18 protein-coding genes are annotated in these 21992 nt (G+C 62.7%); 11 read left to right on the top strand and 7 right to left on the bottom strand.

Translation table 11 applies throughout. The features are described from left to right. Positions 1 to 8 precede the first annotated feature (8 nt). The 4 genes from HF027_RS01675 to HF027_RS01660 all read right to left on the bottom strand — a co-directional run bounded on the left by HF027_RS01675 (position 9) and on the right by HF027_RS01660 (position 4549). A complete protein-coding gene (locus HF027_RS01675) occupies positions 9 to 662 on the bottom strand; it encodes an ATP-binding cassette domain-containing protein (RefSeq protein WP_168012304.1) in 654 nt (217 codons plus the stop codon). Then, complete coding sequence (locus HF027_RS01670) at positions 662 to 1516, bottom strand: putative selenate ABC transporter substrate-binding protein (protein WP_168012302.1); 855 nt, start codon at positions 1514 to 1516, stop codon at positions 662 to 664. Before HF027_RS01670 ends, HF027_RS01675 begins: the two co-directional genes overlap by 1 nt. A gap of 162 nt (positions 1517 to 1678) precedes the next feature. Then, a complete protein-coding gene (gene selD, locus HF027_RS01665; protein ID WP_209316378.1) occupies positions 1679 to 4051 on the bottom strand; it encodes a selenide, water dikinase SelD in 2373 nt (790 codons plus the stop codon). A gap of 210 nt (positions 4052 to 4261) precedes the next feature. After that, complete coding sequence (locus tag HF027_RS01660) at positions 4262 to 4549, bottom strand: XRE family transcriptional regulator (RefSeq protein ID WP_168012300.1); 288 nt, start codon at positions 4547 to 4549, stop codon at positions 4262 to 4264. 184 nt (positions 4550 to 4733) lie between these two features. Between HF027_RS01660 and HF027_RS01655 the strand changes: the two genes are divergently transcribed. The 4 genes from HF027_RS01655 (at position 4734) to HF027_RS01640 (ending at position 9217) form a co-directional block, all read left to right on the top strand. Further along, positions 4734 to 5276, top strand: coding sequence for a YaeQ family protein (locus HF027_RS01655; RefSeq protein ID WP_168012298.1), 543 nt, complete (start codon positions 4734 to 4736; stop codon positions 5274 to 5276). A 258-nt stretch (positions 5277 to 5534) separates the two neighbouring features. Continuing rightward, the gene (locus HF027_RS01650) at positions 5535 to 6494 is read left to right on the top strand and encodes a TAXI family TRAP transporter solute-binding subunit (protein ID WP_168012296.1); all 960 of its coding nucleotides are present in this window, start codon (positions 5535 to 5537) and stop codon (positions 6492 to 6494) included. Between the two features lie 157 nt (positions 6495 to 6651). Then, positions 6652 to 7143, top strand: coding sequence for a DUF1850 domain-containing protein (locus HF027_RS01645; RefSeq protein WP_425338655.1), 492 nt, complete (start codon positions 6652 to 6654; stop codon positions 7141 to 7143). Positions 7144 to 7207: 64 nt separating this feature from the next. Beyond that, complete coding sequence (locus HF027_RS01640; protein ID WP_168012292.1) at positions 7208 to 9217, top strand: TRAP transporter permease; 2010 nt, start codon at positions 7208 to 7210, stop codon at positions 9215 to 9217. 179 nt (positions 9218 to 9396) lie between these two features. On the opposite strand, the gene HF027_RS01635 is transcribed toward HF027_RS01640, so the two are convergent. Next, the gene (locus tag HF027_RS01635; protein WP_168012290.1) at positions 9397 to 10062 is read right to left on the bottom strand and encodes a YbaY family lipoprotein; all 666 of its coding nucleotides are present in this window, start codon (positions 10060 to 10062) and stop codon (positions 9397 to 9399) included. A 279-nt stretch (positions 10063 to 10341) separates the two neighbouring features. Here HF027_RS01635 and purE point away from each other — a divergent pair, with 279 nt between their 5' ends. Both purE and HF027_RS01625 read left to right on the top strand, forming a co-directional pair. After that, entirely contained in the window at positions 10342 to 10848 is a 507-nt protein-coding gene (gene purE, locus HF027_RS01630) for a 5-(carboxyamino)imidazole ribonucleotide mutase (RefSeq protein ID WP_168012288.1), read from the top strand. 11 nt (positions 10849 to 10859) lie between these two features. Then, positions 10860 to 12014: a 5-(carboxyamino)imidazole ribonucleotide synthase gene (locus tag HF027_RS01625; RefSeq protein WP_168012286.1), complete on the top strand. Its 1155-nt coding sequence runs from the start codon at positions 10860 to 10862 to the stop codon at positions 12012 to 12014. Positions 12015 to 12174: 160 nt separating this feature from the next. Here the strand turns inward: HF027_RS01625 and HF027_RS01620 are convergent, their stop codons facing one another. Continuing rightward, the gene (locus tag HF027_RS01620; protein WP_168012284.1) at positions 12175 to 12486 is read right to left on the bottom strand and encodes a YqfO family protein; all 312 of its coding nucleotides are present in this window, start codon (positions 12484 to 12486) and stop codon (positions 12175 to 12177) included. Between the two features lie 223 nt (positions 12487 to 12709). On the opposite strand from HF027_RS01620, the gene HF027_RS01615 reads away from it, so the two are divergent. Both HF027_RS01615 and HF027_RS01610 read left to right on the top strand, forming a co-directional pair. Continuing rightward, complete coding sequence (locus HF027_RS01615) at positions 12710 to 13219, top strand: fasciclin domain-containing protein (protein ID WP_168012282.1); 510 nt, start codon at positions 12710 to 12712, stop codon at positions 13217 to 13219. 240 nt (positions 13220 to 13459) lie between these two features. Beyond that, positions 13460 to 14314 carry a fructosamine kinase family protein gene (locus HF027_RS01610; RefSeq protein WP_168012281.1) on the top strand — a complete coding sequence of 285 codons (855 nt, stop codon included), beginning with the start codon at positions 13460 to 13462 and terminating at the stop codon, positions 14312 to 14314. A 27-nt stretch (positions 14315 to 14341) separates the two neighbouring features. Here HF027_RS01610 and HF027_RS01605 read toward each other — a convergent pair whose 3' ends face one another. Continuing rightward, positions 14342 to 15253, bottom strand: coding sequence for an alpha/beta fold hydrolase (locus tag HF027_RS01605; RefSeq protein WP_168012279.1), 912 nt, complete (start codon positions 15251 to 15253; stop codon positions 14342 to 14344). Between the two features lie 391 nt (positions 15254 to 15644). Between HF027_RS01605 and HF027_RS01600 the strand changes: the two genes are divergently transcribed. From HF027_RS01600 to HF027_RS01590, 3 genes are all read left to right on the top strand, one after another. Beyond that, positions 15645 to 17102, top strand: coding sequence for a TolC family outer membrane protein (locus HF027_RS01600; protein ID WP_425338654.1), 1458 nt, complete (start codon positions 15645 to 15647; stop codon positions 17100 to 17102). 267 nt (positions 17103 to 17369) lie between these two features. Continuing rightward, complete coding sequence (locus tag HF027_RS01595; protein WP_245184416.1) at positions 17370 to 18542, top strand: efflux RND transporter periplasmic adaptor subunit; 1173 nt, start codon at positions 17370 to 17372, stop codon at positions 18540 to 18542. Between the two features lie 3 nt (positions 18543 to 18545). Next, positions 18546 to 21722: an efflux RND transporter permease subunit gene (locus HF027_RS01590; RefSeq protein ID WP_168012277.1), complete on the top strand. Its 3177-nt coding sequence runs from the start codon at positions 18546 to 18548 to the stop codon at positions 21720 to 21722. Positions 21723 to 21992 lie beyond the last annotated feature (270 nt).

Genomic DNA, 21992 nt, shown 5'->3' with positions numbered 1-21992 from the left:
TGGATGCCTCAATAGAGCGGCAGCAGGTCCTGAGCGGTGAGCCGCACGCTGGGCGCATCCAGTGCGATACCGCCTTCGGCGATGCCGATGACGCGATCGGTATAGCGCAGTGCCAGCTCGACATCGTGCATGGCAAGCACGGCGGAGGGGTAGGCACGGGTCAGCTCGATCATCAGCGTCTCCGACTGGGGGCCATCCAGCGCCGAGACCGGCTCGTCGGCCAGTAGCACCTCGCCGCCCTGGTGAATCGCCCGCGCCGCCGCGACCCGCTGGCGCTGGCCACCGGAAAGCTCGCCGGCCTTCGCCCAGCACTTGTCGTCGATCGATAGCCGCTCAAGCAGTGGCCGGATGGCCGCCACGTCACGGCGGAAGGGCTTCGCCAAGGTCACTAGGTTGTACCAGGTGGGATGCGCCGCCAGGGCGCCCATGTAGACGTTATGAAAGACGCTCAGCGACGCGACCAGCCCCAGCTCCTGAGGCATCAGGGCGGCGCCTCGGCCCCGCCAGTGCTGATGCATCACCGAGAGCAGGCTCGACTTGCCGGCGCCACTCTTGCCGACCAGCGCGACCCGCTCGCCGCGCTTGAGGGTGAGGCTTAGCGGCCCCAGCACACGGTTTGCTCCGTAGTCGGCGACCGCATCAATCAGGGCCAGCGTGCTCATCAGTCGATCAGGCCCAGTTCCTGGCCGACGGATTCAATGATTGCGTAGTCATCGTTGCTGGCCGGGATGAAGCCGGAGCGGGGAAAGCTTTCCAGCAGTTCCGGGTCTTCCATATTGAGCAGGGCTTGCTGGACGCGGTCGGCGAAGCCGTCGCCGAAGCGCTCATCGACGTCGCCGCGAATGGTCCACTGATAGTCAGGGTAGTGCGGCGTCTTCCACACCACCTCGACCTGGTCGGTATCGATGTTGCCGGCCTCGACTTCGTTTTCCCATACCGTGTAGTTGACCGCACCCAGGTCATAGGCACCCGAGGCCACCAGCGAGATGGTGCGGCTGTGGTTGCCGCTGAAGCCGACCCGCGAGAAGACGTCTTCCGGCGGCTGGCCGAAGGTCTCACGCAGATAGTACTCGGGCATCAGGCGACCCGAAGTGGACCCCTTGGAGCCGAAGGTGAAGGTCATGTCGCGCATCTCGTCGGTAAGGCCCTCGCCTTCCTCAAGCCCGGTGCTCTGGTGGGCGATGAAGTAGGTCATGAACTCGGCATCTTCGACGCCCTGGGCAAGCGCGCGGGAATCCTCCACCCGGGCGCGGGCCTGAACGCCGGAGAGCCCGCCGAACCAGGCCAGCTGGACCTGGTTGTTACGAAAGGCGGTCACGGCGGCAGCATAGGACTTCACGGGCACGAAGCGCACATCGACATCGAGCCTTTCTTCCAGATAGTCGGCCACATTCTGGAAGCGCTGCTGCAGGCGGGTCTCGTCCTCATCAGGGATGGCGGTGAAGACGAAGGTTTCGGCACTGGCCACCGGGGCGGCCAGCAGCACGGTCAGGGCGAGCGTCAGGCGCTTGAGCATCGACATTATCCTTGTGAAGCGAAGGTGAGACCGCCGCGGCGGGGGTGATCAGGCGTTATGGTACGCAAAAAAAGGCTGACTTGTCCTGTGCGAGCGGCAGGCAGGGCGGTGAGCACCGCCCTGCGACGCGCCTATCGCTGGCACTTTTCGTAGCGTCTTAGGTCATTCGCGCAGCCGGATCGGCGCCGGGTCGTCAGATGCATCCTCGGACGGTGAGATGACCCGGCCGATGATCGCGGCCTCGTGATAGCCCATTGCCCGGAGTTTGGCGACGCAGGCCTCGGCGTTGTCTGCCGGTATGCCGGCCAGCAGGCCGCCGGCGGTCTGGGGGTCGAATAGCAGCCCATAGCGAGGGTGTTCGCGCCAGGGAACCGGGTCCCGAATGGCCCGGCGCACCCGCGCGTTGGCCGGTTGCAGCGAGCTCAGGCTGCCAGCGGCGAGGGTCGCCTCGGCGCCTTCTAGCACCGGCAGGGCCGATAGCGATAGCTCGGCATCGACGCCCGACGGGCGGGTCATCTCGATCAGGTGGCCAAGCAGGCCAAAGCCTGTGACATCGGTACAGGCGCGGGCGCCGTGAGTCTGCAGGCAGGTCGCACCGGCCTGGTTCGACTGGCACATGCTGTCAAGCGCCGCATCGATCCAGCGGCCCCGGGCGGCAAGCTGTGCCTGGGCGGCAAAGAGAGTGCCGGTGCCCAGCGGCTTGGTCAGGATCAAGGCGTCTCCCGGGTGCAGGCCGTCCTTGCGCAGGGCGCGTTCGGGCGCCTCATCGATCAGGCCGTTGACGGAGAACCCCAGCGCCAGCTCCTGGCCCTCACCGGTATGGCCGCCGACCAGCTGACAGCCCGCGGCGTCGAGCACCTCGACGGCGCCGGTCATCATCTGACGCAGGGTATCCTCGACCTTGGCTTCAAGCCCCGGCGGTACCGTGGCCACGGCCATTGCCGTCTGGGCCTCGGCGCCCATGGCGAAGATATCGCCAAGCGCATGGTGGGCGGCGACCTGACCGAACACATAGGGGTCGTCGATGAAGGCCCGGAAGAAGTCGATGCTGTGCACCATGGCCTTGCCCGGCGGCACCCTGACCACGGCGGCATCATCGGGTGAGGCGAGCCCCACCAGCACGTCGTCATGTTCGATGGGTGAGAGACCCGCGAGCGCGCGGGACAGCACCGAGGCGCCGACCTTGGCTCCGCAGCCGCCGCAGCGCATGGCCAGTGCCGAGAGGGCCTGGGTGTGTTCGGCGTTGTCCAGCGTCACGCGGCTCTCGCTATGGGGAGTCGCCTGATCGGTCATGGCCGGCAGGTCGTTGAAGCGCGCCATGAAGCGCCGGTCGATCCGATCCTTCCAGCGCCACAGCCAGGCCCCGGACCAGGAGAAGGGGCCTCGGGAGGCCACGGCGTAGCGATCACCGCTGCTGATCAGGGCCAACCACTGGCGCTGTGGGCAGTAGGCGGCCAGCGACTTGTCGATCAGGCTGGCGCGCAGGTTGTCGGCCAGTGGTCGCCCCTGGCGCACCGCGAAGACGCCGGCCTTCTCCCGGGGGCGGCCGTCCTGGCTGGCGATATCGCCAGCGGCGAAGATATCGGGGTCACTTATGCTCTGCAGGTAGTCGTTGACCCGGATGAAGCCCTGCTCGTCGAGTGCGAGGTCGGTGCCCTCGAGCCAGGCGGCACCGCCGGCCTGGGTCACCCAGACGGTCTCGTCGGCGCTGAAGGCCTCGCCTTCGGCATCGATCAGCCGGCCGGCCTCGACCCGAGTGATCTGTCGATTGAGGTGAACGGCGACGCCGCGGTTTTTCAGTAACGCCCTGAAACGTGCCCGCACCCAGCGATTATGGGTGGGCAGGATCTCGGCGCTCTGGGTGAAAAGCGCACACTCGAGGATATCCGGGTCGCGGCCCTGTGCTTCTAGCTCATGGCGCAGCCGGTACTGCATGGCCAGCAGTAACTCGACGCCACCCGCGCCGCCGCCCACGACGGCGAGCTGCAGGGGGCCTTGATGTTCGCCTGAGCGCTCGGCGAGGCGAGTGAGCAGTTCGCGCCAACGTTCACGAAACTGGTGGATCGGTTTGACCGCCACCGCATGGTCCTGTGCGCCGCTGACCTCGCCAATTCGGGGTGTCGAACCGATGTTGATCGACAGCTTGTCATAGGGCAGCGGCGGGCGATGGGCGAAGGTAACCGTCTGCTCGGTGCGCGCGATGCCGACGGCCTCGTCGCGTATGAAGCGAGCGCCGGCGGCCTGGGCCAGGCGGCGCAGGTCGATGTGCACTTCGTCGAAGTCATAATGGCCGGCAACATAGCCCGGTAGCATGCCGGAGTAGGGCGTGTGGGTATCTCGGCAGACCAGGGTCAGGCGGATCCCGGGCTCGGGGTGCATGGCGAAGCGTCGCAGCACCGCGACGTGGCTGTGGCCGCCACCGATGAGCACGATATCTCGCCTGACGGGGGTCTCTGCTGGCTGCATCCGCATGGTCTCTGAGGCTAGGTAAGTGAAGGTGGCGAGCCGGCGTTTGCCGACCGGAGGCGTAAGCATCACCCTCATGGGCGGCGATTCGCCAGCAACAAAAAATCCAGCCTCGTGACAAGGCTGGATTTTCATCGTCTATTGACCGGACGTGGCTTGGAGCCGTGGCATTGTCGATGGGGCGCTCTTTTTGGCACCGCAACGGTGCTCGGGCGCAGGCAACAATTCGCGCGTGGCGTCAGGTCAATTTATCAATTCAATATCAAAAGGGGCCGTGTTCTAGGGCGGCAGGGGACTGCCATCATCGACGCAGACGCAGTTGCGCAGCGATAGAAGCTCATCGACCGAGAAATGCTCGATCTTGCCGGCCAGCAGGTCGCTGAGCCGTTTGGAGGGAATGCCCGCGCGCTGGGCAATCTCGCGATTGGGGAGCTCGGAAAGAGCGATCTTGCGGGAAACGATGCGCATCAAGCGCGAGCGCTTTTCCAGTTCCCTGACGTCCAGATCAGGTGCCATTCGCGAGGATTCGAGGGCATCCCAACCGGTCGATAATCGTGCCGTACTCATGACGCTCCGTAGACTTGGCTTTCGATGGGTTCAGCATGCAAGGTTTTGGCGACTTGTGCCAGAGGAATTATCACGATTTTTGCGATCTTTTTTCCTTGTGGTCAAGACCCGCATTCGGCGTCATCGTGCTGAGGCGGCAAGGGGAGTAAACTGCTGCCCCGACACCCCTGACTGGACGTTTTGCATGGCGCTCTCCGCGACCCCTTACAAGGTGGATCTTAACCTCACCGATCTTGATCGTAACGTCTATCAGACGCTGCGCTTTACTGTGGCTCGTCATCCGTCCGAGACGGAGCCGCGCATGGCGGCCCGTCTGCTGGCGCATGCGCTTTGGTATGACGAGTCGCTGGCCTTTGGCCGGGGGCTATCCGATGTTGATGAGCCAGCCCTGTGGGTGAAGAGCCTGGACGGGCGCGTGTTGCACTGGATCGAGGTCGGTCAGCCGGATGCCGAACGCCTGATCTGGTGCTCAAGGCGCACGGAGCAGTTGTCGTTGCTCGCCTACGGAAGCTTGCGGGTCTGGGAAACCAAGGTGTTGCCCTCGGTTGCACCCCTCAAGAATCTGTCCATCGCGGCCCTGCCTCAGGAGGCGCTGGAGACTCTGGCCCAGGATCTGCCGCGCAGCATCAATTGGGCCATCATGATTTCTGAAGACACGCTTTTCGTGACGGATGAACGTGGTCAGCACGAGTTGGCGCTCGAGTGGCTTCAGGGTGGGCGCGATTGATCACCAGGCGGTGTCCATGGCCAAGGTGGTGGCGAAGCAGATAACGACGGGAATAAAAAGCGATGTAGCCTATCCATTGGTCGCATGAGCATGGTGAGGTCGCGCGACCCCGTGCTAGCTTTTTAGCGAATATGCATAAAACTGGTAGGGCAACCGGCGAGAGCCGGTTGCCGAGTCGCTGCAGATAACCAACAACATCGGGGATCTGGTCCTGTGACACCAAGTGCGGTGCCACAAGCCCTGTCACAAGGAGTTTCCATGCGCGTTCTCAAGTATGCTCTCGCTGCGTCACTGATCGCGGCCTCATCATCGGCCATGGCCCAACAGATTTCGATTGCCACGGGTGGTACCGGCGGCACCTATTATCCTTATGGCGGCGGCCTTGCCGAGCTGATCAACACCCAGCTTGAAGGCTACGAAGCCGTTGCTGAGGTGACGGGCGCCTCGGTCGAAAACATGGCGCTGATCTTCCGCGAGGACTCGGATCTGGCCATTGCCCTGGCCGACACGGTTTATCAGGCCTACACCGGTACCGGTGACTTCGAAGGCCGCCAGGTAGAAGACGTGCGCGCCATCGCCTCGCTCTACCCGAACGCCGTCCAGATCGTGACCCTGGCAGACTCGGGGATCGAGAATCTTGCCGATCTCAAAGGCAAGGTGGTGTCGGTGGGCGCACCAGGCAGTGGTACCGAGCTCAATGCCCGCGCCGTTCTCGAGTCCAACGGCATCACCTATGATGACTTCGACCCGCGCCGCTTGAACTTCAACGAGACCGCCGATGCGCTGCGTGATGGCGATATCGCGGCCGGTTTCTGGAGCGTTGGTCCGCCGACCAGCTCGATCCTCAACCTGGCCACCACCCGTGACATCCACCTGATTGGGCTGTCCGATGAGGAAGTCGCCAACGCCCGTCAGGAGTCCGAGGTGTTCGCGCCCTACCAGCTGCGCGCCGGCATCTATGAGGGCATCGAAGGCCCGGTGCAGACCATCGGCATTCCCAACGTGCTGACCGTCAACGCCTCGATGGATGACCAACTCGCCTACGATGTCACCAAGCTGTTGTTTGAGCAGACCGAAAAGCTGATCGACATTCACCCGGCGGCCAACGATACCACGGTAGAGTTCAGCACAGACGCCACGCCGATTCCTTTCCACCCGGGTGCCCTGCGTTATTACGAGGAAGTGGGGGCCGAGATAGCAGACTCCCAGCGTCCGTAATGACATGACGTCTTCGAAGCATGACGATCCAAAGGGGCGGGCCAGTAGGCTCGCCCCCTTGTGTTGTGGCTCACGCTTTCTAATGGCCTGTCATCCTGTTTTCCGGTCGGGAATCGCCTCGCTGTGGTTCGCTTTGGCGTCGATACTGATATTGGCCGTGACTGACAGCACGGTAGTCCGTGCTGCATCACAGCGTCACGACGGTACGGCAACCGCCAAGGTCAGTGCTGGCCCGTCGGAGGATCGCGTGCTCGAGGTGAGGGGGCGTCGCGATACGCTGCTGGTGAGCCTATCGGTGCCAGAGGGCGAGGGCTGGTGCCTCGAGTGGAACCACTCGGTTGAAGGCTTCCCGGTCCTTGATTGCTACCGCAACGACCAGGGACGGATGGTGCTGGAACGCAGCCATCAGCCGGATTTTGCCGCCGGGCTCGGCCATGTGCCGGGACGCGGGCGCCAGGTGAGTGACGGCCATGGCGGTTACTGGATCGAAGATATCCACGAGCCGGTGCTCGGCAATCGCTATCTGCTGAGAGTCGGGTCGCTGCGGGTCAACCATCGCTTGATCCATGATGGCAAGACAGTAAGTTTGAGTGAGCTGGCGGCGGGGCAGCGGGTGAGTATCGGGCTGCGTCCAATGCCTGCGCCCTGATCGTTTTTCTTAAGCCCGTCGGCTAGTGGCCAGTCGGGCGATATCATCGTAATGAAGGGACTCTATGAGCGATTCGGAAAATTCCCCCGTTGTGCCTGGCAGTCAGGCCAATCATACGCGCCCCCTTCTTTGGCTGATCGCTTTCGTGGCGGTGGGCCTGTCGCTTTTTCAGCTCTATTCAGCCGGCATCCAGCCGCTGGGCCTTTTCTATCAGCGAAGCATTCACCTGGCGCTGATCATGATGTTGGCCTTCCTGATGTTTCCTGTCTTCGGCCCGAAGCGTCGCCGGGGCATCGTGGGAGGCGTGATCGACCTGGCCTTCTTCGCCGGGGCGGTCGTCACCGGCGGTTACCTGGTGCTGTATCTGGATGACATCTTCAACCGTGCCGGCTTCTGGAATGATACCGATATCATCATCGGCTGCATCGCGACGGTCACGGTACTCGAGGCCAGCCGCCGGGCGGTGGGGCTCGGCATGACGGTGATCGGCATTCTGGCATTGCTTTATGCCTTCGCTGGCCCGCGGGGTGAACTGCCCTGGCTTGGCCAGTTCCTGCCCGGCATCATGGAGCATCGCGGCTATGGCCTGGATCGAGTCGTGGGCCAACTGTACCTGGGCCAGGAGGGCATCTTCGGCCTGCCGATGGGGGTGGCCGCCACCTACATCTTCATCTTCGTGCTGTTTGGCGCCTTCCTCGAGATCACCGGCGCCGGCAAGTTCTTCATCGATCTGGCCTATGCGGCCACCGGTCGCCAGCGTGGTGGCCCGGCCAAGGCGGCGGTGCTCGCCTCGGCGGGCATGGGCTCGATCTCGGGCAGCGCCATTGCCAACGTGGTGACCACCGGGGCCTTCACTATCCCGCTGATGAAGCGACTCGGCTTCAAGCCGGCCCAGGCCGGCGGCATCGAGGCAGCGGCGTCCACCGGGGGGCAGATCATGCCGCCGCTGATGGGCGCAGGCGCCTTCCTGATCGCCGAATATACTCAGATGCCTTACCTCGAGGTGGTCAAGGTCAGCGTGCTGCCGGCGGTGCTTTACTTTGCGACTGTCTACCTGTTCGTACACATCATTGCCCTCAAGCAGGGGATGCAAGGCATGCCGCGCGCTGAACTGCCACAGATGCGCGAGGTGATGCGTTCGGGTTGGCATTTCCTGCTGCCGCTGGGGGTGCTGGTGTGGCTGCTGGTGATGAACATGTCGCCAATGCGGGTGGGCTACTTTGCGGTGATCACCATGCTGGTAGTGGCGGCGCTGCGCTTCTCGGTGTGGTTTCTGTTCATGGCGCCAGCCGAAGGCAAACCGGTGACAGGGCCGCGCATCGTTGAGGCGCTGTGGTCGGGCATCGTCAAGGTGACGCAGGGCCTGGAACTCGGCGCGCGCAACGCCGTGGCGGTGTCGATGGCCTGTGCGGTGGCCGGGATCATCGTCGGTGTGGTCGGTCTGACCGGCCTGGGGCTCAAGTTCTCGGCGATGATGCTGGCCTTCTCGGATGGCAACCTGCTGCTGGCGCTGCTCATGGTGCTGCTGGCGAGCCTGGTGCTGGGGATGGGCCTGCCGGTCACGGCGAGCTATATCGTGCTGATCGTGCTGGTTGGGCCGGCACTTTCCAATGAGTTCGGCGTGCCGCTGTTGATCGCCCACCTGGTGGTGTTCTGGTATTCCCAGGACTCCAACGTCACACCGCCGATTGCGCTGGCGGGATTCGCCGGGGCGGCGATTGCCGGCAGCAAACCGATGGAGACAGGCTTTCAGGCCTGGAAGTTTGCCAAGGGGCTCTACCTGATCCCGTTGTTTATGGTCTACAACCCGGAGATCATCACCGGCGGCCCGGTGCCGGTGGTGATCTGGAATGGCGTGATTGCCATCCTGGCACTGGGGGCTTTCGCCGCGGCTTTGGAGGGCTACCTGTTCACCCACATGTCGTGGCCGGTGCGCCTGGCCATCGTGCCGGCGATCGTCGGGGTCTTCTATCCTGACCTGCGCGCCGAGATGGCAGGCGCGGCGGTGATGGCATTGGCCATTGCCGGTAACTGGTTTGCCTGTCGCCGTGAGACCTCACCGACGGTGAGCTGATGGCGCCAGTCATCTGGCGTAAGGCGATGACCTTGGCAGGTCGCATAAAAAGGGCTGTTAAAAAGACAGGCTGTCAGACAAGAAAGGCCCCGCCGGGATGATCCCGGCGGGACTTCTTAGCCGCTATATGGGTAACGGCTAGGGTGATACAGCACTCATTGCATCATGGCTGTCTCGCCTCAGGCGTTTTCAGGCGCTTTGTCTTCTTTCTTGTCAGTCGTTGTCTCTTGATCTGACGGGCTGACGGCCTCTTCGCCTGCTTCCAGTTCCTCGTTCGGTGCGGTTTCCACCGGTTCCAGCATCAGGGCCATGGGGTCCGGCTCGCTGTTGGCGCTCAGGGCCAGGGGCTGCGGTTCGGCGGTCGACCACAGCACCCGATCATCGGCGTCAATGACTTCGGCCTGGAGTACCTGGCGATGGTCTTCGTTCAGGTCTTGGCTCGGCATGGTCAGGCTGAAGGGCAGGGGCAGGGCGATCTTCTCGGCGTCGAAGACTTCCTCGGACAGCAGCTTGGCGTTGCCATTCTCGAGGGTGACGTCGATCAGCTGCACGTGGATGTCGGCTTTGGGCGGCAGGCTGATGTTATCGGGACCGCTGAGCGTGCCGCTCAACGTCAGTGTGGTGGCGTTTTCAAGGGCTTCGCCCTGCGGGTCGCCATTTTTGCCGTCAGCGTTCTGCTGGCTTAGGCTCTTCTCGGTCGAGCCCTGTTCCTTGCCATGCTCGGTGTCTTGATTGGTGCTTGAGCCTGCCTGGCTGTTGGCGGCGGTTTCTTCGTTGCCAGCATCGCAGGCGGCCAGGGTAAGGGCGCTGGTCAGGGCGGCGATCAGGGTCAGGTAGCGTGTCATTTGGGCGTCTCCTTCTGGTGTTGTCGAGGGCGGGCCCCGGTATGGCCGGCAATCCTGCCGACGTCGATGGGACGACCCTAACAACCAAGTGCGCACTCAGGGTGCAAGTTGCTGTCTCCGCCGGGCGACGCCCAGTCATCAAGAGACTTCCCCCAGCGCGTGCGAGGCGGTATGCTGCGCGGTTTTCAGGCGGCTGGACCTTGGTTGTGTCGGGCCGTTTCCTCGCCCCGCTGTGCGCCACCCAAAGGCTGTGCAGCCCCAACTATCAGGAGCAAGGCGATGCAGCCGTCGAACGAGCCACCCCGCGTTGGCGTGATCATGGGATCCAAGTCGGACTGGCCGGTGATGGAGCATGCTGTGACGATGCTCGAGACACTCGGCGTGACCTACGAGACCAAGGTGGTGTCCGCCCACCGGACGCCCGATCTGCTCTTCGACTACGCCAAGAGTGCCGCCGAGCGCGGTCTCTCGGTGATCATCGCGGGTGCCGGCGGCGCCGCCCATCTGCCCGGTATGGTGGCCTCTCAGACGCCGCTGCCGGTGCTCGGCGTGCCGGTGGAGTCGAAGTCGCTCAAGGGGCTGGACTCGCTGCTGTCGATCGCCCAGATGCCCGGCGGTATCGCGGTTGGCACCCTGGCCATCGGCAAGCCTGGCGCCACCAACGCGGGCTTGTTGGCGGCACAGATCGTCGGCCTGCAGGATGCCAAGGTCCGTGAATCCGTCGAAGCCTTCCGGGCCGAGCAGACGCAGAAGGTACTGGATAACCCTGATCCCCGGGCTGAGTAGGAGAAGCTGTCATGAGTGATGCTGCGAATAACGCGACTGGAACCACCATCGGCGTGTTGGGTGCCGGCCAACTGGGTCGCATGCTGGCCCTTGCTGGTTACCCGCTGGCCAACCGCTTCGTGTTCCTGGATACCACGGGCAACCCGAGCGCCGGCATCGGCGAGGTGATGATCCTCGACCCGAAGGACCAGCAGCGCCAGCTCGAGGATTTCCTCTCCAAGGTTGATCTGGTCACCTACGAATTCGAGCATCTGCCGGTATCGCTGGTGCAGGCCATCGAGGCACAGAAGCCGGTGTACCCCGGCAGTGAAGCCATTCGCGTCTGCCAGAACCGCGCCGAGGAAAAGGCGCTGTTCGATCGCCTGAGTATTCCCACTCCGGCCTACCGCCTGGTCGAAAGCGCCGAGGAACTCGAGGCCGCGGCGCGCGAACTTGGCACGCCGGTGGTCGCCAAATCGGTCACCGAGGGCTATGACGGCAAGGGGCAGGCGGTGCTCAAGTCGCCTGAGCAAGCGAGCGATGCCTGGGCCTCGATCAAGCATTCGCGGCTGATCGTCGAAACTTTCGTCGACTTCGTACGGGAAGTATCGATCATCGCCGTGCGTGGCCGCGACGGTGAGGTGGTCTTCTACCCGATGGCCGAGAACCAGCATGTCGACGGCATCCTGCGTTACTCGGTGGCACCGCTACCGGACCTTGATGACAGCGTTCAGCAGACCGCCGACGATTATATTCGTGCGCTGCTCGATGAGCTCGATTACGTCGGGGTGCTGACGCTTGAGCTGTTCCAGACCCGCGACGGCGGATTGATGGCCAACGAAATGGCGCCACGAGTGCACAATTCCGGCCACTGGAGCCAGGATGGCGCAGCGACCAGCCAGTTCGAGAACCATCTGCGCGCCATCCAGGGACTGCCGCTTGGCGATACCGCGGCCCGTGCGCCGACCTGCATGGTCAACGTGATTGGCCGCGAGGGCGACCCGGCCGAGCTACTCGCCATCGAGGACAGCCACCTGCATCGTTACGGCAAGACCGAACGGGCCGGACGCAAGCTGGGTCACGTCAACCTGGTGGCGCCGACTCATGAGGCACTGATGGAGAAGGTGCGCGCCTGCACGGCCCTGCTCCCCGAGGCCCCGGCCCCCAGGATGAGTTTCGAGACGTGATTTCAGGGGGTATTCAAGGACACAAGTCCTCTCACAAGCCCCTATCTAAGCCCCTGCCATAAGCCCTACTAAAAGGCGCTATCCGCGGCGCCATCCACGGCGCCGCTATTCTACCTTCCCAGGCGAAGGCTCCTTTGCCACCGGCTGGCACCCCAGCGCGTTAAAAATCTTCTAGTCTCCAGACCTCATAGGCCGGCTCCTCATAGGGGTGGGCCTTCTTGAGTGCGGCCACGGCATCGTGAATCAGCGTTTCATGGCAGACCAGCTCGATCTTCAGTTCCTGGACATATTCCAGCTCGCCGACCCGGCCGATATGGGGGTCGGCGCCGTTTGTCGGTCGGAACTGGCCGGTGCCGGCGGTCTGAAAGCAGCAGGCTTCGTAGTCACCGATGCGGCCGGCACCGCTTGCGAAGACGGCCTCCTTGACGGTGTCGGCCTGCTCGGCGGGAACGAAAAAGGCGAGCTTGTACATGGGATTATTCCTTTTGAATGAGGAAGCGCAAAAAAAACGTGTGCAGAAGGAACTTATTGTCCAGTATTTGTACAAAGTTACTGTGTTGTACAGGGCTGGCGCACCTATCTTCGCGTCTCATGGCCACTTTGAGTGGTGACTCGAGCCTTAATGTTTGGGCCCGAGGGCAACATCTTCAACAGGCAGTTCCTATTACCAGGCAAGTCCTAACGGAGTATGTTCAATGAAAGCCATCACAGTCGCAGCACCTAAATGGATGGGCGCGGGTCTTCTCGGTTTGATGCTCGCAAGCACGGCACAGGCAGATCACCATGGCATGGCCAAGGCCGATATCGTCGATACCGCCGTCGAAGCCGGTCAGTTCTCTACCCTCGTTGCGGCAGTTAAGGCCGCTGATCTGGTCGACACCCTCAAGGGTGAGGGACCGTTCACCGTCTTTGCCCCCACCGATGAAGCCTTTGCTGCCTTGCCGGAGGGCACCGTCGACACCCTGTTGATGCCGGAAAACCAGGATCAGCTACAAGCAGTACTGACCTATCACGTAGTGCCCGGCAAGATCATGGCAGAAGATGCCATGTCGGCAAGTTCGGCCACCACCGTACAAGGACAGGACCTCACCATCACCACCATGGACGGTAAGGTGATGATCAACGATGCGACCGTGACCGCGGCCGATGTGATGGCCAGTAACGGTGTCATCCATGTGATCGATACGGTTCTGATGCCTGAGTAAGGCCTCAATGCCTGAGCTGATGCCAGTATCAGTGACCGGTATCAGTGAAAGGCGTGCGAGATAGCCTTTCTCCTAGCCGACGCCATCCCGTCGCGCCCCTATACCGCCTCCCTCGGGAGGCGGTATTTTTGTGGTGTCACGCTGTGTCCCCCGCCTGGAAGCGGCCATGGTGGTGCTTGCTGTGTGAGGGGGCATTGTTGCTTATTCAAAGAAGACGACATTACCTGGCGGGAGATGAGCATGGACGATCAACTTGCGGCATTGCTGGAACGCCTGGATCTAGCGCCCAACGGCTCGCTTGCGCCTCTGGGGGGTGGTGATATCGCTGACGTCGCGCGTCTTGAAACTCGACAGGGGCCGGTGGTGATAAAGCATGACGACCCGGCCCGCCTGGACGGTGAGGCCGAGGGACTCAACGCATTGCATGATGCCCTGTCGGGTAGTGCACTGCGGGTGCCCAGGGTGCTCGGCCAGGAAGGGTCTTGGCTGGTCATGGAGGCGCTGAATGTGGCAACGCGCAAGGCCAAGCGAGCCACAAGCGATATGGCGCTGGGCGAAGGCTTGCGCACGCTTCACGGTGTAACCCATGAGTCCCACGGCTGGCCGCGCGATAATGCCTGTGGCCAGACGCCTCAGCCCAATGCGCGGCTCGATGATGGTCGCGCCTTCCAGCGTGAGCGCCGCTTGAAGACACTGGCGGCGGCCTGCCATGACAAAGGGCTGCTGGATCAGCGGTTGAAAGCGCGGCTCGATACTCTGGCCCAGGGTCTTGAGCGCTGGTTGCCCCATGTGCCGGCAAGCCTGGTGCACGGCGATCTGTGGTCGGGCAATGTGCTGCATACCGATAGTGGGCCGGCGATTATCGATCCGGCGGTATATGCCCACTACCCGGAGGTGGATCTGGCCATGCTGACGCTGTTTGGCAGCCCTTCGGATGCGTTTTTCGAGGCCTACTGGAACGGCAATGGTCCCGATGATTGGCCGCGGCGGGAAGCCCTGTTCCAGCTCTATCCGCTGCTGAATCATCTGCTGATGTTTGGCAGTAGCTATCGGGGGGCGGTAGAGCAGGCGTTGGCACGCGTCGAAATGGGCTAGATCCGGGTGGCGGATGTGTTGATTTTGTTAGTGGCCTGCGACCTTCCTTAACCAGTCGTATCCTCGCTGCCACCAGGGTCGCGCCGGTGTATCGGCAGCCGTGTCAGTGTGATTCAAGAAGTCGGCCAGGGGAGTGACCTGGCTGGGACGGTCGAGCATCGGCGCATGACCGCAGCCAGGTACCTCGAGACTGACGAGATTGGGTTGTTCCTGTCGCATGCGCTCGATGCTTTCTTGGGCCAGCAAGGGCGAGGAGGCGCCGCGAATCACCATCAAGGGGCATTGGATGGCTCGCCAGTCAGCCCAGGTATCACGCGGTGTGTCATGGATGAATTGCTCGGCGATGCGTGGGTCGTAGTGGTAGGTCCAGCTGCCGTCGGGTAGGCGGCGGGCGCTGTCCAGCGCCAGTTGCCGCCAGGCATCGTCGCTGTCGATGCCAAAGCCCGTGTAATGGTTGCGCAGTTCGGCCTCGAGATCGCCGAAGTTGACGAAGCGATGCATGCTGCTGAAATAGGAGGCGAGGCTTGCCAGGCCGTCCGGATCGAGCTCCGGGCCGACGTCATTGAGCACCAGACGCTCGATGCGTGAGGCGGTCGTCGGTTCGGCGGCGAGCAGCAACCCCAGTAGCCCACCCATCGAGGTGCCGACCCAGGGCACTCGCTCGAGCTCGAAGTGGTCGAGAAGCGCCACCGCGACTTCCAGGTAATGCGCATATAAATAGTCATGGGCGGGGTGGAGTGACCAGCTGGACAGGCCGCGGCCTGGCGTATCAGGGGCCAGGATCCGCCATTCAGGCCCTAACTCGCGCGCCAGGGCCGCGAAATCGCCACCATGACGGGCCAGGCCATGCCAGGCCACCAAGGTGCGGGGAGCCTCGGGGTTCCAGATGCGCACGGCGATCTGCAGTGCTCTGACCTTGACCAGTTCCAGGCGATCCATGGCTTGCTCCCTCTGATGGCGTGACATGCGCTGATGGCGGCGATGGAGTCGCCATGCCGTGATGTATGCTGCATGGCAGCATAACCCAGGATGACGCACGACAACCATGGCTATACTCAAGTGCGCTTGTTGGCGATCATGACAAGAAGGTGGTCGGTAGCGTCGGCATGATAGCGATGCCGGGCATGCCATAGCCAAGCTCAATCGTGATCGGAAAGAGGAATAATCGTTAGCCTGCTAGTATACATACACGCATGTAGCTATAATATGTTGCCTCTGACATCAGCGTGATCCGCCGTTGCGTCTGGCAATGGGGGCGGGGGAGTAGGTAGTAACACCTTCCCCTGTGCTATACCTGTCTCTCTCATCTTCCTATGATCAAGGAACGTTCATGCCGCTCATCACTGACTTTTCTGCTTCCGGCAGGCGCCTGACACGGCGGGCCATCATGCTGCCTCTGGCGATGTCCATCGCGCTGACAAGCCAGGCGCATGGCGCTGATTTGTTGAATATTGCCAACGATGCGCTGGAAAACGATGCCAGTCTGGCCTCTGCGCGAGCCAGCCTGCAAAGCACCCAGGAAAGCCGCGATGTGGCGAGCGGAGACTTGCTGCCCCAACTCAATGCCACAGGCCAGGTCGCGCATAATCGCTCCTATGACCGCCAGGAAACGGCGCTGACAGGTGCTAACCAGGGGGGCGATGATGCCTACAATAGTGGCAGCTTGGCGCTCGAGGCCAGCCAGGCGCTCTATGATGCAGCCAATGCCCGGCAAGTGGATCAGGCCGAAAGCCAGATCGATCAGGAGGCGCTGTCGCTGGTGGCAAGCGAACAGCAACTGTTGTTCGATGTCTCGAGCGCGTACTTCGAGATTCTGCGTGCCAACGACATTCTCGCCGCGCGCAAGGCTCAGGAACGCGCTATCTCGCGTCAGCTGGAACAGGCAAGCGAGCAGTTCGAGGTCGGCTTGATTGCCATCACCGATGTCGAAGAAGCCCGCGCAAGCTACGATCAGGCGCGCGCCGAGCGTATCACGGCGCAGAGTGATCTGGAGGTCAGCTTCGAGGCGCTGGAGCGCCTGACCGGCAAGCGCTATCAGAGCATTGAAAGCCTCTCTGAAGATCTGCCGGTCGAGTTACCGACACCGTCGGATCGTGATGAATGGGTCGACATGGCCCTCGAGAAGAGTCCGCTGCTCAAGAGCGCCATGGCGGGTGTCGAGGTCTCTCGCTCAGGCGTTGAGGTATCCAAGGCCGGACGCCTACCGGTGGTCGAGGCCTTCGCCAATTACAATTATGGCGAAAGCGACCAGGATCAGGTCGAAGGCCACGATTCGTCCAGTCAGGTCGGCGTGCGCGCCAGCCTGCCGCTGTATACCGGTGGTTCGACCAGTGCCCAGATTCGCCAGAGCACCTATACCCTGGCGGCCAGCCAGTACGATGCCGAGGCGCAGCGTCGTTTGACCATTCAACAGGTACGTTCGCTTTATACGCAGGTACGTAACGATGTGGCGACCGTGGAAGCGCGCCGTCAGGCGGTGGTCTCCAACCGCAGCGCCCTGGATGCGACCCGGTCGGGCTACGAGGTCGGCACGCGCAACATCGTCGACGTTCTGGCGGCCGAACAGAACCTCTACGACGCCATCTCCAACCTGGCCGTAGCGCGCTACGACTATGTGCTCGACAAGCTCGAGCTGCATCAGCAAGCCGGTACCCTGGATGTCGACGTGCTTCGTGAGCTCAATGCTCAGCTCAGTGAGGACCAGTCGGTGATGCTCGAAGTCAGTGAGGGCAGCAGCGGCTACGATGCCATGATGGAGATCGGTGAGCGCCCGCAGCCGGATGCCTGAACCATTGCCGCCGCCCACCTCGGGCGGCGGTCCTTGAGCAAGTTTTTATCAGCGTCTGTTCATCATGGCTTTCAAAAACGCCAGTGAACGACGATCTGATCATTGATACGCAAGCTACCCACCGCTAAATCCCCTTGAGCCTGACGGCCTGAGTTCGCCGTTGGGACGGGTTCGCACTGCTAATATCCATACGTGTATGGATGTTTTTAGAGGGTATGTCGGCGGTAGTGGCCTTGCATTGATTTCATCATTCAGCAGGAGAAGGACATGCACGATAACGCGACCCCCATGCGACGTTGGCGACTGACGTTGCTGGGCCTGGCCCTTGCCGGCCTGGTGGCCGGGTGTAACAGCGAGTCAGATGGCCAGGCGCAGGCCGCGGGCAGTGACCAGAAGGCGCCTGCGACGCCGGGTGAGGTGATGGCGATCGAACGGCGTGATATCGCCCTCGACAAGTCCTATCCCTCCCTTCTCAGTAGCGAAAACGAGGTCACCGTGGTGGCCCGGGTCAGTGGCCTTCTCGAGGCGCGTCGGTTCGAGCCCGGTGATCGGGTCGAGAAGGGCGAAAGTCTCTATACCATCGAGCCTGCCACCTATCAGGCGGCGATGCGCAGTGCTGAGGCCGACCTGCAGAGCGCCAAGGCCGAGCGGGATCGCGCCCAGCGAGACGCCAACCGTTATGAGCGCCTGCTGAGCCAGAACTCGGTCAGCCGCCAGGATTACGATGAGGCCCTGGCGGATTTGCAGGTGGCGCGGGCTACCGTTGCGCAGAACCAAGCGGCGCTGGATAGCGCGCATATCGATCTCGATTACACCGATGTCGAGGCGCCGGTGAGCGGTGCCATCAGTCTGAGCGAGGTCAATGTAGGCAACCTGGTGGATCCGGGGACCGCCCTTGCCATCATCACCCCGTTGGACCCTCTCGAGGTGCGCTTCCAGCTGCCCCAGGACGATGCCCTGGCGCTGCGCCGTCAGCGTAATGACAAGGAGGCATCGATCGAGGCGACCCTGTCACGCCCCGCCGAAGGAGGCAATGCCGCCCAGCGCCTTCAGGGCGAGCTCGATTACCTGGGTAGCCGGGTTAGCGAGAGCACCAGCACCGTCGAGGCGCGGGCGATGTTCGATAACCCCGAAGGCCGCTTCTTGCCGGGGCAGTTCGTGCGTATCTCGCTTGCCGGCCTCAAGCGCTTCGACGTGCTGGCGGTGCCAGAAATGGCGGTGACCGAGGGACTGATGGGGCCGCAGGTGTTTGTGCTGGACGATGACAACAAGGCACGGGCACGCACCGTGGAGCTGGGCGAGACCGCTGGCCACTGGCTGATCATCAAGGACGGCCTGGAGGCTGGGGATCGCGTGCTCGCAAGCGACCCCGGCAGTGTTCAGCCGGGAACCTTGATCGAACCTCAGCCTTTCGATGGCAATGCAGCAAGCGGGAGCTGATCCATGACCTTTTCCGATTTCTTCATCCGACGGCCGGTGTTTGCCACCGTGCTCTCGGTGATCATTGCCCTGGTGGGCATCATGGCGCTTCGTGTGCTGCCCATCGAGCAGTACCCGAGCGTGGTGCCGCCGACGGTCTCGGTGAAGGCCAGCTATCCGGGGGCGGATGCCGAGACGGTGTCGCAGACCGTGGCCGCGCCGCTTGCCGAAGCGATCAATGGCGTCGAGGACATGCTCTACATGAACTCGACCACCGCCGACAACGGCTCGCTGTCCATGAGCATCGCCTTTGCGATCGGTTCGGACGGTGATACCAACACCATCAACGTCAACAATCGCGTGCAACAGACGTTGTCGCAGCTGCCTGAGTCGGTGCAGGCGCAAGGGGTGACGGTCGAGCTGAGTTCCAGCAGCATCCTGATGGTGCTGGGTCTGACCTCGCCGCAGAATGACTACAGCAATATCTTCATGCAGAACTACGCGACCCTCAATATCCTCGACGAGCTGCGCCAGGTGCCTGGTGTGGGCAGTGCCGAGGTACTGGGGGGCGGCGAGTTCGCCATGCGTATCTGGTTGAACCCGGACAAGCTGGCCGAGTACGACATGACACCGGCCGAGGTGGCCGATGCGGTCAGCTCCCAGAATACCGAGGTGGCGGCCGGTGGCCTTTCGAAGACACCGCAGGGCGAGTCGCGGGCCTATAGCTACACCATTACCGCGCCCGGGCGCATGCAGAATGCCGATCAATTCCGCGACATCATCCTGCGCACCAACCCGGACGGTTCGGCGCTGCGACTGGATGACGTGGCGCGTATCGAACTGGGAGCCTCTTCCTACAATATCGATGCGCGACTGAACGGCGGCACCATGACGCCGATCATGATCAATCAGCAGCCGGGCGCCAATGCGCTGGAAACGGCCAAGCAGGTGGTCGCCACCATGGAGCGTCTCAAGGAGCGCTTCCCGCCCGGGCTTGATTACGAGGTACCCTACGACACCACGCTGTTCATCGATGCGTCGGTGCAAACCGTGGAGCATACCTTCATCGAGGCCTTCCTGATCGTCGCCGCGATTGTGCTGATCTTCCTGCAGAATTGGCGGACCACGGCCATCGCCCTGTCGGTGGTGCCGGTCTCGGTCATCGGTACCTTTGCGGGACTCTATCTGTTTGGTTTCTCGATCAACCTCTTGTCGCTGTTTGCGCTGGTGCTGGCCATCGGCATCGTGGTCGATGACGCCATTCTGGTAGTGGAAAACGTCGAGCGGATCCTCGAGGAAGACCCCAATATCAAGATCCTGGCGGCTACGAGCCGGGCCATGAAGGAGGTGGGTGGCCCGGTCATCGCGACCTCGCTGATCATGTCAGCGGTCTTCGTGCCGGTGGCCTTCCTCGGCGGCTTCACCGGGCAGATCTATCAGCAGTTCGCCTTGACCATCGCGGTATCGGTGGCGATCTCGGCGGTGGTGGCGCTGACGTTCACACCTGCGATGTGCGCGATTTTCGTGCGCCACAAGTCGCGTCATCCGCAGTCCCGGCTGGTCACGCTGCTTACCGCGCCGTTGCGCGGCTTCGATCGCGGCTTTGCCGCCATCACCCGTGGCTATCTATGGCTGGTGGACCTGCTGGTCAAACGCTGGGTTCTGGCCCTGGCGTTAGGGGTCGCGACCTGCGTGGGCTCCTATGCGCTTTACGAGCGTACGCCGACCTCGCTGGTGCCGGAGACCGATCAGGGCATGGTACTGGCAAGCGTCACGCTGCCCGAAGCGGCCTCGCTCGGGCGCACCCAGGACTACATGGCAACGCTCAGCGACAAGATCGAGCAGGTGCCCGCGGTACGCTACGTGGCCGCCGTGGCGGGGTATGACATGCTGTCCAGTGCGGTCAATAGCGCCCGTGGCATCATGTTCATCGCCATGGAACCCTGGGCCGAGCGTGACATGAGCGCCACCCAGCTGATCGGCCAGATCATGCAGTTCGGTGCCAGCATCGACGGGGGCAAGGCGATGGCCTTCAACCTGCCGCCGATCATCGGCCTGTCGACCACCGGCGGCTTCACCGGCTACCTGCAGTCTTACGAAGGGGCCAACGCGCAGGAGCTCTATCAGGCCTCGATGAAGGTGATGCAGGCGGCGAATCAGCGTCCTGAGCTCAACCGGGTGTTCACCACCTACAACGCCAATGTGCCGTCCTATCGAGCCGATATCGATCGCGAGAAAGCGCTGAGCTATGGCGTGTCACTGGATGATCTGTACACCACCCTGTCGAACACGCTGGGCAGTGGTTTCGTTAACTACTTCTCGTATCGAAGCCGTAACTTCCAGGTCTACATGCAGAACGAGGCGGAGTTCCGTCAGACCCCGGATGCGCTGGATCAGATCTTCGTGCGTGGCGGCGATGGCAATCGCATCCCGCTCTCCGAGTTCGTGACCCTCGAGCGCCAGTCCACGGCCTCGGTGATGACGCGCTTCAACGTCTACCCGGCGGCGCAGTTTCAGGGCGGACCGGCCGAGGGCTACAGCTCCGGCCAGGCGGTCGCGGCCATGCAGGACGTGGTCCAGAATACCCTCGGCGACGGCTGGGGCATGGGCTGGACCGGCACCGCCTATCAGGAAACCAGCGCCGGCAATGCGGCCACGCTGGCGGTGGTGTTCGGCATCGTCATGATCCTGCTGATCCTGGCGGCCCAGTACGAGAGCTGGTCGCTGCCGCTGGCGGTGATCACCGCCGTGCCCTTCGCCTTCCTGGGCGCCATCGGCGGCATCGTGCTGCGCGGGCTGGATATCAGCGTCTATGTCGAGATCGGCATGCTGGTGGTGGTGGGCCTTGCGGCCAAGAATGCCATCATGATCGTCGAGTTCGCCGAGCTGCAGCGCAAGGAGCATGGCAAGTCGATCCGCGAGGCGGCCATGATTGCCTCCGAGCTGCGTTTCCGTCCGATCGTCATGACCTCGCTGGCGTTTATCTTCGGCACCCTGCCGCTTGCCACCGCCACGGGGGCCAGCGACACCAGCAGTCAGCATATCGGGACCACCGTTGCGGTGGGCATGGCCTCGGTGGCCGTGCTGGCAAGTCTGTTCGTGCCGACCTACTACGCGATGATCGCCCATGTGCAGCAGTGGCTGGCCGAGAAGCGTGGTAAACATCATGACGAGCGGTCGCTGGAACAGCAGCACGACTGATCTCGTTCACGTGATGGCATGACAAGGCCGCTTCCTTCGGGAAGCGGCCTTTTTCTTGGTGCGCCAGGCATGGCGCGCAGCGCCGGACAGGTGCTGTTCCCGAGGGTGGTGCCTCGGGATGACTCGGGGGTGAGAGTCCCCTACGGACCCTGATAGCGGGAACCGTTAGCTGAACAGCAAGGGTGTCCGTCGCGAGGCGGAATCTGGAGGAAGCTGTAGGCAAACTCCTGGCCCGACGAACAGGAACCGCATACGAGGCTGTCGCACCTG

This window comes from Halomonas salinarum, assembly GCF_012062845.1.
In the GTDB taxonomy this organism is placed as follows: domain Bacteria; phylum Pseudomonadota; class Gammaproteobacteria; order Pseudomonadales; family Halomonadaceae; genus Onishia; species Onishia salinarum.
This window is presented reverse-complemented; position numbering and strand designations above follow the sequence as displayed.

What these genes read in the sequence shown, in the direction of transcription:
- HF027_RS01600 (WP_425338654.1), top strand. Translation starts at nt 15,645, where the DNA reads ATGCCGCTCATCACTGACTTTTCTGCTTCCGGCAGGCGCCTGACACGG.
- HF027_RS01675 (WP_168012304.1), bottom strand. Translation starts at nt 662, where the DNA reads ATGAGCACGCTGGCCCTGATTGATGCGGTCGCCGACTACGGAGCAAAC.
- HF027_RS01670 (WP_168012302.1), bottom strand. Translation starts at nt 1,516, where the DNA reads ATGCTCAAGCGCCTGACGCTCGCCCTGACCGTGCTGCTGGCCGCCCCG.
- HF027_RS01595 (WP_245184416.1), top strand. Translation starts at nt 17,370, where the DNA reads ATGCACGATAACGCGACCCCCATGCGACGTTGGCGACTGACGTTGCTG.
- HF027_RS01615 (WP_168012282.1), top strand. Translation starts at nt 12,710, where the DNA reads ATGAAAGCCATCACAGTCGCAGCACCTAAATGGATGGGCGCGGGTCTT.
- HF027_RS01635 (WP_168012290.1), bottom strand. Translation starts at nt 10,062, where the DNA reads ATGACACGCTACCTGACCCTGATCGCCGCCCTGACCAGCGCCCTTACC.
- HF027_RS01625 (WP_168012286.1), top strand. Translation starts at nt 10,860, where the DNA reads ATGAGTGATGCTGCGAATAACGCGACTGGAACCACCATCGGCGTGTTG.
- HF027_RS01655 (WP_168012298.1), top strand. Translation starts at nt 4,734, where the DNA reads ATGGCGCTCTCCGCGACCCCTTACAAGGTGGATCTTAACCTCACCGAT.
- HF027_RS01590 (WP_168012277.1), top strand. Translation starts at nt 18,546, where the DNA reads ATGACCTTTTCCGATTTCTTCATCCGACGGCCGGTGTTTGCCACCGTG.
- purE (WP_168012288.1), top strand. Translation starts at nt 10,342, where the DNA reads ATGCAGCCGTCGAACGAGCCACCCCGCGTTGGCGTGATCATGGGATCC.
- HF027_RS01610 (WP_168012281.1), top strand. Translation starts at nt 13,460, where the DNA reads ATGGACGATCAACTTGCGGCATTGCTGGAACGCCTGGATCTAGCGCCC.
- HF027_RS01605 (WP_168012279.1), bottom strand. Translation starts at nt 15,253, where the DNA reads ATGGATCGCCTGGAACTGGTCAAGGTCAGAGCACTGCAGATCGCCGTG.
- HF027_RS01620 (WP_168012284.1), bottom strand. Translation starts at nt 12,486, where the DNA reads ATGTACAAGCTCGCCTTTTTCGTTCCCGCCGAGCAGGCCGACACCGTC.
- HF027_RS01640 (WP_168012292.1), top strand. Translation starts at nt 7,208, where the DNA reads ATGAGCGATTCGGAAAATTCCCCCGTTGTGCCTGGCAGTCAGGCCAAT.
- HF027_RS01650 (WP_168012296.1), top strand. Translation starts at nt 5,535, where the DNA reads ATGCGCGTTCTCAAGTATGCTCTCGCTGCGTCACTGATCGCGGCCTCA.
- HF027_RS01660 (WP_168012300.1), bottom strand. Translation starts at nt 4,549, where the DNA reads ATGAGTACGGCACGATTATCGACCGGTTGGGATGCCCTCGAATCCTCG.
- selD (WP_209316378.1), bottom strand. Translation starts at nt 4,051, where the DNA reads ATGCTTACGCCTCCGGTCGGCAAACGCCGGCTCGCCACCTTCACTTAC.